This is a genomic window from Desulfosarcina cetonica JCM 12296 (assembly GCF_001311845.1).
Lineage (GTDB): Bacteria > Desulfobacterota > Desulfobacteria > Desulfobacterales > Desulfosarcinaceae > Desulfosarcina > Desulfosarcina cetonica.
In genome coordinates this window covers 1-9,474 of record NZ_BBCC01000220.1, presented here as the reverse complement: position 1 = coordinate 9,474, position 9,474 = coordinate 1, and the positions used below count along the sequence as shown (strand labels likewise).

Below are 9,474 nucleotides of genomic sequence, written 5' to 3'. Positions count from 1 at the left end.
CATCTCCGCGCGCATGGTCATGCTGCAAAGCGGCATCCGGGCAAACCTGGGCATCAAGATCCACGGCCCCGACCTGGCGGCCATCGAGGACACCGGGCGGCAGATCGAAAGCCTGCTGCGCCAGGTACCGGTCATCGATGCCAAGTCGGTGATCGCCGATCGCAACGTGGGAAAACCGTACATTGAAATTCATATCGACCGGAAGGCCATCGCCCAGTACGGCATCCCCCTGAAAGCGGTCCAGGACGTGATCGAGGTCGCCATCGGCGGCAAACCGATCACCCGCACGGTGGAAGGCCGTGAACGCTATCCGGTGCGGGTACGCTATCTGCGGGAATTGCGCGATCACATCGACACCCTGGGAACGATTCTGGTGCCGGCTTACAATGGCACGCAGATCCCCCTCGGCCAACTGGCCGACATCCGCTATGTGGCCGGCCCCCAGGTGATTAAGGGGGAGGACACCTTCACCACCGGCTATGTGCTGTTCGATAAAATGCCGGGCGCGGCCGACGGCACCGTGGTGGCCCAGGCCCGGCAACACCTGATGGACGCCATTGCCCGCGGCAACCTGAACCTGCCCGCCGGCGTCAGTTTTGCCTTTACCGGCAGCTATGAGAATCAGATGCGCGCCCAGAAGAAGCTGCGCCTGATTTTGCCGCTGGCGCTGATCATCATCTACCTGATCCTCTATAACCAGTTTCGCTCGCCCGCCACCAGCGCCCTGGTGTTTTCCGGCATCGCCGTGGCCTGGGCCGGGGGCTTCATCATGATCTGGCTGTATGGTCAGGCCTGGTTTCTGGATGTCACGATCTTCAACGTCTCGCTACGCGAGTTGTTCCAGATCCATCCGGTCAACCTCTCCGTGGCCGTCTGGGTGGGTTTTCTGGCCCTGTTCGGCATTGCCTCGGACGATGGGGTCGTCATGGCGACCTACCTCGAGGATACCTTCGCCGGCGGCCGCCTGCAACGCATCCGGGATATCCGCCGGGCGACCGTTGCGGCCAGCCTGCGGCGTATCCGCCCCTGTCTGATGACCACGGCCACCACGGTGCTGGCCCTGTTACCGGTCATGACCTCGACGGGGCGCGGCGCCGACATCATGGTGCCCATGGCGATCCCGACCATTGGTGGAATGACCGTGGGGCTCATCTCGATCCTCATGGTCCCGGTGCTCTACTGCGCCATCAAAGAGCAGCGCTTCCTGGCCAGCACGGAAATCCAGGCCCTCCGGGACGTCGGGGCGGTGGATGACACGCAGGCCGAAGGGCCGGCGACGACGGAAAGGGCGGCCTAATGAGAAGCGGCGGCCATCTCGGCCCTGGACAGGCCGGCACGCGCACGCAGGTCGGGAAGGAGAACCTGGAATACGCTGCCTTCGCCGACCGTGCTGCTGACTTCAATCAGACCCCCCAGGGCATCCACCAGATTATGGCAGATGTAGAGGCCCAGCCCGGTTCCAATATCGGGGCTTTTGGTGGTAAACAGCGGATCGAAGATATGGTTCAGGGTTTGATCATCCATCCCGCAGCCATTATCCGCCACTTCGAGACAAACGGAGAAAGGCTCGGAAGAGAGGCCATAGGCCTTCAGGCGTACCCATGAATCAGGTTTGTCGGCCGCCTGGCCGGCGTTGATCAGCAGATTGAGGACCACCTGCTCGATAGCCTGGCTATCGGTGAACAGCGGCGGCAGGTCGGGGGCGACTTCAAGCTCGAATCGTTTCACCATGCGCTTGATCTGGGCGTTGGCCAGGGTCACCACCCGTTCCACCACCCCTTTGACATCGACCTCTCCCATCTGGTGCTTCTCCCGGAGGCGGGAAAATTCCTTGAGCTGGGAAACGATTGTATCGATGCGCCGCGAGCCGTGGGTGATGTTCTCGATGAGCTTGAACAGATCCTGGCGAAAATCCGCATAGGGCATGTTGGCGATTTCGAAATCCGTTTTCCCATGGGCATAATCATCGATGATGGGAATCATTTCATTCAGGTAATCCCTTAGAATCGGCAGGTTGAAGGAGATGAAGGTGTTGGGGTTGTTGATCTCATGGGCAACCCCGGAGATCAGAAGGCCCAGGGAGGCCAGGCGCTCGCGCTGGTTGATCTGGCGTTCCAGGGCCCTGGCCTCGGTCACGTCTGTAATTTTCAGGATCGCCGCGCCAATTTTGTTGGCCTGATCCCACGATCGGTAGATCACTACCTGTTCGGTGCGCGATGGATCGAACAACCCTTTTCTTTCGAACGTGTGACTGGCGTTTTCGGCGATAAGGCTCGGGATCTCGCATTCAGGGCAGGGGCCATCGCCGGACATGAACACGGCGTGGCAAGGCTGACCGTCGATCAGCGGTTCATCGATGCGGTAGTAGCGGATGGCGGCGTCGTTGATCATTTTGACCCGGGATTTCCTGTCCAGCAGAATCAGCGGGTCGGAGATGCCGTTAAAGACGGTTTGCAGAAGATCCCGGTTTTTACGCAGGCTGCGTTTGGCCGCTTCGCGCTGTTGGATGTGGCGGATGAGCGGCTGGAAAAGGAAAAAATAGAGCGCCGGGGAGGTCACCACGATCAAGAGTGTCGAGTCGGTGATGGCCTCGGTGAATGTCGGCAGGGGCGGAAGAAGGGCCAGGATCAGCATCACCAGGGTTTCCCCGATAAAGATGGCGATGGCGATCGTGCCCAGGATCCGCAAGGGGCTGTGGGGTGTCATGAGTGTTTTCAGATGCGTCGATATCCAGCTTTTGGGGTCGGATGCGTTCATATCAGCTCCACTATGAATATTCAGTGTGCAGGGGCGATCACTGCCTGGCAATGGGTTGCTGAAGAAGGAAGTTGATCATGGCTTGAAATCCGCCAAGTGATTTATCCCTCAGTAAACGACCGTTGATGAAGACCGTTGGCGTACCGTGCACACCGGCCCGGTTGGCTTCGGAAACGTCGGCGTTGATTTGGGCGATGGTGTCCGGTGCCTGCATATCGGCCTTGAACTGTTGGGCGTTAAGGTTCAGCGCGGCCCGGATTTCATCGATGGCTGGGTCGCTCAATCGGTTGTAGCGCTTGAAAAGCTGATCGTGAAATGCCCAGAATTGCCCCTGTTTTCCGGCGGCAATCGCCGCCTGGGCCGCCTTGAGGGCAAAACGGTGGTTTCGCAGGGGAAAGTTTTTGAAGACGATTTTTACCTGTTGGGGATACTGCTCGATCAACTGATCGAGAACCGGCGTGAGCCGGGCACAGTACGGTCATTGGAAGTCACTGAAAACGGCGATGGTGATCGGCGCGTCTGCCGGTCCCTTGGAAGGGGCGGTCCGGGTGTCGAATTCCTCGATGACATTGACGCTGATCAGTTGCACCGTCTGGCGAGCGCGACTGAGCAGAAAAACGAGATCTTCCCGGGGGCCGGCTTTGATTTGATCGACGTCCCGCCCCACGGCGATGGTTTCCCGGAGCTGACCATTGGTTCCGTAGATAGCCAGCTGGCCCTGATCGTCAAGAAGATAGATCCAGCGGTTGTCGGCCGCCACAATCACATCCAGTGGCTTGGCGGCGAGTTGAATGTTTTCGAGAACCTGCCATTCCGCCTTTGCCCAGGCCGTCGTGCCGGCAAAAAGCATGAAAAAGAGAAACATCAGCCGTTTCATGATGGTAAAGTGCATACATCACCTCTTCGTGTGGATTCATAGGGTTCAAAACAACATTTCCCTCCAGGTTCAATATCAGCAATTTCCCTGCCAACATCAACATCGGATCGCGCGCCGAGAGTCCTTTCAAACCTCGCTGGGGATCACCGTATCGGCAAAAACCGCATGGGAAGACCGCTCCCGGTTGATGATGGGGGACGACCAAGGCGCCGCAATGTGTCAAAACAGACGATTTTATTTTGACTCACTATGTCCCTAATTATGAGAAATAATTATAAAATAAAATATATTGGGGCAAAATGAGGCAGGGCTTCAACCGTTGACCTAAATTAAGTTAAAGTGCGAAGACCGGTGCGCAATGGAGGCAGGGAAGGCGGCGGGGCCAACTTCCGGCCCTGACGCATTCCCTTATCGTTCAGCGCATTTGCATGCCTTCCCTGCAAAAGGTCAGGGGTGGGGGTATTCGGCGAACTCCAGAATGATCCCGTCCGGCCCGTAAAAATAGACCAGCCGCTTGCCGGTTGCCGGATAGGTTTGGATATCACCAAAAAATTCGACACCCTCGGCTTTCAGGCCATTTACCAGGGCCCCAATGTCATCGACGGCGAAAGCCAGATGGCGGATGCCGATGTGGTTGGCCTGCTCCGTCTTTCGCGACGGTGGCGACGAAGGGGTGTGGTACTGGAGCAGTTCGATGTTGACGGTTGAGCCGGGGAAGGCCAGTTGGACATAATCGGCATGGACCGCATCGAGATTGACGATGGCCGATATCCAGGCACCTTCCAGTGTCCCCTGATGGTTGACGGTAAACCCCAGGCGGCGGAAAAAATCAGTCGCTGCGGCAAGATCGCTGACTACGATGTTGATGTGGTCGAGTTGTTTTATCTTCATATTTGATATCAAAACGGTGTTGCCTTAGACAATCTTCAACAACCGTTCCGCCGTTTGTCCGCAGACCACCTCGATTTCGGCCTCGCTAAGGCCACCCTCGCGCATTTCCTTTAAATAGCGGGCCGGTTTGAGCAGCGGATAGTCGGTGCCCAGCAATACCTTGTCGAGACCCACGAGATCCCTGGCGTAGGCATAGATCCGGCTGTCGTAGAGAAACGGCGAAGCGGCGGTGTCGTAATAGACGTTTTTGAGGGTTTCCTTTACCGCTTTTTTGAGCAGCTGATAAAAGAAGATCCCGCCGCCCCAGTGGGCCAAAACAATGGAATTGTCGGGAAAGCGGCTAATGGTTTCGTAGATCTGAATCATGGTGTTGGGGGTCTTGCCCGGATAGAGGTGGCCGACCTCTTCGTTGGTGTGCAGCAGCACGGGAACGTCCCTTTCCCGGCACAGGGACATGATCGGGTCCAGGCTGAGCTGGCACTGGCCGTCGATGCCGCAGCCGTAAAAGGCCAGTTCCCCAACACCGCTGAGGCCGGCATTCAGGCAGCGTTCAACCTCTTCGGCGGCGCTCGGGCTGAGGCTGTCCACGCAGCAAAAGCCCCGCAGGCGGTCGGGATATTGGTTTACCACCTCGATCACGTAGTCGTTGTTAAGCCGGCAGGTCTCGGCATTGCGCCAGGGAAAACCGAACACCACGGAGACGTCGATCTGCTGGTCATCCATCATGGCAATGATATTCTCGGCGGAAACCAGTTTGGATTTGGGATCCTCATAGAGCAGCTTGAATTCGGGTTCGTCGTCCAAAAACCGCTCCCGGTGATCCCGGATGGCGGCGGGAAAGGTGTGCACGTGAAAATCGATGATCATGGCAGGCTCCTTGAGAGTATTTGCATATTGACTATGAACCGTTTTCTTATAACAATACGACCCACGCATGCAACCGGCAAAGGTCAGTACATCAGGCGAACCGCATTTGGCTTTCGGTTTTTTGTTGGCCTGATAGAAAGCAGACAATCTTGATTCGATCAATGCCAAATGCCAAAATCCAAATGTCAATTGAAGGATGGTATCGATCTTAAAATAGACAGAATACCACCAATTGGCATTTGTCATTGGACATTTGACATTTTCGCACGTTGTCACCGTGTAAAACGAGTAACAACGACTCAAATGCGGTTGCCCTGGCCATTGCATGCCTTCCCCACATCCCTTAGTTATACCGAAAGGGGCCGTATGTTTTTGATTGCCGGTGTACAACCCAAGACCCGGCGGGTGGATGAAAACCCGCAGCGCTGCCCGGTCTGTGGGTTGATGCAGGCCTATACCACGCGGGTGGATCATTACCTGAGTTTGTTTTTTATTCCGTTGATCCGGGTCAAGCGGGGAGAGCCCTTTCTGCTCTGCGAACATTGCGAGCGGTCAATGCAGACCGCTTTTGAACCGGCGCCGTCCCCGCCCCTGGATGGAACGGAGAGGGTTTGCGTGGCTTGCCGGAAACGCTTTGATCGCTCCTTCAAGTACTGTCCGCATTGCGGACAACGGGCTTGAGAGACTGTCTGAAAAATCCGTACAATGGTTTTTGAATGAGGTGAACATGCGCATTTCAAGACGGGCCATCAATGGGTTGAGCCGTCGTGAATTTCTCATCATGACCTCAATGGCCGCCGCCGGGCTGGCCTCGGGTTGCGCCACCAATCCGGTGACGGGCCAATCCCAGCTCATGATGATGAGCGAATCCCAGGAGATCGCCCTGGATCACCAGCAGTCGCCCCATCAATTCTCCTCCGATTACGGCACCACCCAGGACCGTGCCCTAGAGGGTTACATTCAAACCACGGGCAAGGCGTTGGCCGCCAGGACGCATCGTCCCCGGATGCCGTACGACTTTCATTGTGTCAATGCCAACTATGTGAATGCCTATGCCTTTCCCGGCGGCAGTATTGCCTGCACCCGCGGAATTCTCCTGGAACTGGACAACGAGGCCGAACTGGCCGCCCTTTTGGGACACGAATTGGGACATGTGAATGCCCGCCACACCGCGGCGAGCATGTCCAAGGCCAAATTGGCCAGCATTGCCGTGGGGGGGCTGGCCCTGGTGACCAGCGCGGCCGTCGGCTCGACGGCCGGTGACCTGGCCGGCCAATTGGGGCAACTGGTTCCGGGGCCCTGTTGGCCTCGTACAGCCGCGACAACGAACGTCAGGCCGACGGTCTGGGCATGGAATACATGACCCGCGCCGGCTACAGTCCCCAGGGCATGGTGGGGCTCATGGAAATGCTCAACACCAAGAATCAGCACAAGGCCAGTGCCACGGATCTGCTCTTCGCCACCCATCCCATGTCCGTGGAGCGTTATCGGATGGCGGTCAGCCAGGCGAAGGGCGAATACGCGGGCTTCGGCAAAAATCCTATCTATCGGGAGCGGTACATGGACCAGACCGCCCGGTTGAGAAAAATAAAAGGTGCCATCAAGAAGATGCAGGATGGCGAGGAAGCCATGGGCAAGGAGAAATACGGCGATGCCGAGAGGCTCTTCAAACAGGCCTTGACCGAGGCACCCGATGATTATACGGGATTGCTGCTGATGGCCAAGTGCCAACTGGTGCAGAAAAAGGATGCCGCGGCCCGGCGTTATGTTCAGCGTGCCAAACAGGTCTACCCCGAGGAGGCGCAGGCCTACCACATCAGCGGAATTACCGAATTGCGCAACAAAAAGTACGCCGAGGCATACACAGATTTCTCGACCTATCAGCGACGGTTGCCGGGCAACCCCAAAACCGTCTTTTTCCAGGGGCTTTCCCTGGAAGGCATGCAGAAGCTCGAGCCGGCCGCCAAGGCCTATCAGGCCTATCTGCAGAAGGTGCAGCAGGGCGATGAGGCCCGCTACGCCTATCAACGGCTCAAGGCCTGGGGCGTCGTCAAGTAGTGCGCCGTGAGAAGGATCCGCCAACGCTTTCGCCGGAACGCCATGTGGTCTTGGTAACGCCCGAGATCCACTGGAATACCGGCAACATCGGGCGTACCTGCCTGGGCGTGGGGGCGACGCTGCATCTGGTCCGGCCGCTGGGCTTCTCCCTGGAGAGCCGCCAGGTCAAACGGGCCGGGCTGGACTATTGGGAGCGGGTGGCCGTCAAGGTCTGGGAAAACTTTGACGCCTTTTGCCAGGGTATGGCGCCTGAAGCGGCGGAAGTGGCGCTCTTCTCCAAAAAAGCGTCGCGGGTTTTCTGGGAGATGCCGGCCCGGCGGCGGATGTTCCTGATTTTCGGCTCTGAAACCGGCGGCCTGCCGGAAGCGATTGTATCCCGTTATCCGCAGGCCTGCTACCGAATTCCGATGACAACGGCGATCCGTTCGTTGAACCTTTCCACGGCGGCGGGGATCGCGTTGTACGAAAGCCTGCGGGCGTTTCAGCCGCTGGGTTTCGAGAGATAAACAACACCATTTCACTTAACCATTTTTACCTAAACGTTGAAAACATGAAAAGGAGAAAATCCATGGCAACTCGTCCCGTTACGCACCATCGCGGCCTGCGGTGTGCATCGCTCCTCCTGGCCTGTGTCTTTGCGGCGCTTTTCCTGACCCAATGCGGGATCGGCAATGAGCCGGCCCAGTTTACCAAGGAACCCTTGCCCTACGCGCTGGATGCCTTGGAACCCTGCATCAGCGCCCAGGCCATGGATCTGCACTACAACAAGCACTATGCCGGCTACGTGAAGAAGGCCATCGCGCTGACCAGCGGAACGGCCTGCGGCGGCAAAACACCCGAGGAAGTGATCCGCATGACCGCCGGTGACGCGGCCGTGGCGGGCATCTTCAACAACGCCGCCCAGGCGTGGAACCATGCGTTTTATTTCAAGGTTCTGAAACCCAAGGGTGGCGGAGAGCCCGAGGGGCGCCTGGCCGAGATGATCGATGACGCCTTTGGCAGCTACGATGATTTCAAGGAGGCTTTCATCAAGGCCGCCAGTAGCCAGTTCGGCAGCGGATGGGCCTGGCTGGTACTGAAAGACGGGCAGCTGGCGATCTTTACCGGTGGCAATGCGGACACACCCATTGCCCACGACATGCTGCCGCTTTTTTGTGTGGATGTCTGGGAACATGCCTATTACCTGGACTACCAGAACCGACGGGCGGAATTCGTCGAGACCGTGCTGGACAAGCTGGCCAACTGGGAGTTCGTGGCCAGTCAACTGCCGGAGGATGCATCCCCGGCCGCCGGCGAAGCGGTGACCGAGGCCGGGGATGAACCGGCTGTCGCGCCCGAAGCGGAAGCCGAGGTGACGGAGGAAGCCGTGGAAGCCGAAGCGGCACCGGCACAAGCACCCGAGACTACCCATGAGGCCGCACCGGCCGAGAAGGAAGACGCATCCCATGCCGATCAAGCGCACCACGACTGATCTTCTCGAAACGGTCAGAAGAACCGCGCCGCTGATTCATAACATCACCAACCTGGTGGTGATGAACACCACGGCCAACATCCTTTTGGCCATGGGCGCCTCCCCAGTCATGGCGCACAGCCGCCATGAAGTTGCCGAGATGGCTGCCATGGCCAAGGCCGTGGTGATCAACATCGGAACGCTCTCCGACCCCTGGGTCGAGGCCATGCTCCTGGCCGCCCGGGCCGCCAACCAACACGGGCTGCCGGTGATCCTCGATCCGGTGGGGGCCGGGGCGACGGCCTATCGATCCCGCAGCGTGCGCAACATCATCGACGACACGGCGGTTTCGGTGATTCGCGGAAACGCCTCGGAAGTGCTCTCCCTGGCCGATGCCGCCGTGAAGACCAGGGGGGTGGATTCCTCCCTGGGCCTTTCCGATGCGGTTGTTGATGCCGCTGGTGCCATTGCCCAACACTATGGCTGCATCGTGGCGGTCTCCGGTGAAAGAGACCTGATCACCGACGGCTGCCGGATGTTGCGCGTGGCCAACGGGGTGCCGCTGATGACCCGA

The 9,474-nt window shown here is 58.3% G+C and carries 11 protein-coding genes and 1 pseudogene; 7 read left to right on the top strand and 5 right to left on the bottom strand.

Going from position 1 to position 9,474, the window contains the following annotated elements:
- On the top strand, positions 1-1,297 hold a 1,297-nt coding region (locus JCM12296_RS29470), incomplete at its 5' end, for an efflux RND transporter permease subunit (RefSeq protein ID WP_172684170.1).
- On the opposite strand, the gene JCM12296_RS29465 is transcribed toward JCM12296_RS29470, so the two are convergent.
- From JCM12296_RS29465 to JCM12296_RS29445, 5 genes and pseudogenes are all read right to left on the bottom strand, one after another.
- Complete coding sequence (locus JCM12296_RS29465) at positions 1,294-2,757, bottom strand: two-component system sensor histidine kinase NtrB (RefSeq protein WP_054700490.1); 1,464 nt, start codon at positions 2,755-2,757, stop codon at positions 1,294-1,296. The two genes, JCM12296_RS29470 and JCM12296_RS29465, sit on opposite strands and share 4 nt — an antisense overlap.
- Positions 2,758-2,794: 37 nt before the next feature.
- A pseudogene (locus tag JCM12296_RS29460) lies at positions 2,795-3,223 on the bottom strand (DsbA family protein); the annotation flags it as partial.
- A 12-nt stretch (positions 3,224-3,235) separates the two neighbouring features.
- On the bottom strand, positions 3,236-3,649 hold the full coding sequence (locus tag JCM12296_RS29455) for a YncE family protein (RefSeq protein WP_054700485.1): 414 nt from the start codon (positions 3,647-3,649) through the stop codon (positions 3,236-3,238).
- Positions 3,650-4,081: 432 nt separating this feature from the next.
- A complete protein-coding gene (locus tag JCM12296_RS29450; protein ID WP_054700482.1) occupies positions 4,082-4,525 on the bottom strand; it encodes a VOC family protein in 444 nt (147 codons plus the stop codon).
- A gap of 24 nt (positions 4,526-4,549) precedes the next feature.
- Complete coding sequence (locus JCM12296_RS29445) at positions 4,550-5,392, bottom strand: amidohydrolase family protein (RefSeq protein ID WP_054700479.1); 843 nt, start codon at positions 5,390-5,392, stop codon at positions 4,550-4,552.
- Positions 5,393-5,764: 372 nt separating this feature from the next.
- Here JCM12296_RS29445 and JCM12296_RS40450 point away from each other — a divergent pair, with 372 nt between their 5' ends.
- The 6 genes from JCM12296_RS40450 to thiM all read left to right on the top strand — a co-directional run.
- Positions 5,765-6,073, top strand: a complete 309-nt coding sequence (locus JCM12296_RS40450) for a zinc ribbon domain-containing protein (protein ID WP_218188347.1) — start codon at positions 5,765-5,767, stop codon at positions 6,071-6,073.
- A gap of 46 nt (positions 6,074-6,119) precedes the next feature.
- Positions 6,120-6,755 (top strand): M48 family metalloprotease, encoded by a 636-nt coding sequence (locus JCM12296_RS49570; protein ID WP_306304161.1) that lies wholly within the window; start codon positions 6,120-6,122, stop codon positions 6,753-6,755.
- The gene (locus tag JCM12296_RS49565) at positions 6,695-7,450 is read left to right on the top strand and encodes a M48 family metalloprotease (protein WP_306304160.1); all 756 of its coding nucleotides are present in this window, start codon (positions 6,695-6,697) and stop codon (positions 7,448-7,450) included. The genes JCM12296_RS49570 and JCM12296_RS49565 overlap by 61 nt, the downstream gene beginning before the upstream one ends.
- Positions 7,450-7,956 carry a tRNA (cytidine(34)-2'-O)-methyltransferase gene (locus tag JCM12296_RS29430; RefSeq protein WP_157068004.1) on the top strand — a complete coding sequence of 169 codons (507 nt, stop codon included), beginning with the start codon at positions 7,450-7,452 and terminating at the stop codon, positions 7,954-7,956. The genes JCM12296_RS49565 and JCM12296_RS29430 overlap by 1 nt, the downstream gene beginning before the upstream one ends.
- 62 nt (positions 7,957-8,018) lie before the next feature.
- A complete protein-coding gene (locus tag JCM12296_RS48355) occupies positions 8,019-8,921 on the top strand; it encodes a superoxide dismutase (RefSeq protein ID WP_083456640.1) in 903 nt (300 codons plus the stop codon).
- Positions 8,896-9,474: hydroxyethylthiazole kinase (thiM, locus tag JCM12296_RS29420; RefSeq protein WP_054700462.1), on the top strand; the 579-nt coding region annotated here is incomplete at its 3' end. The genes JCM12296_RS48355 and thiM, both read left to right, overlap by 26 nt.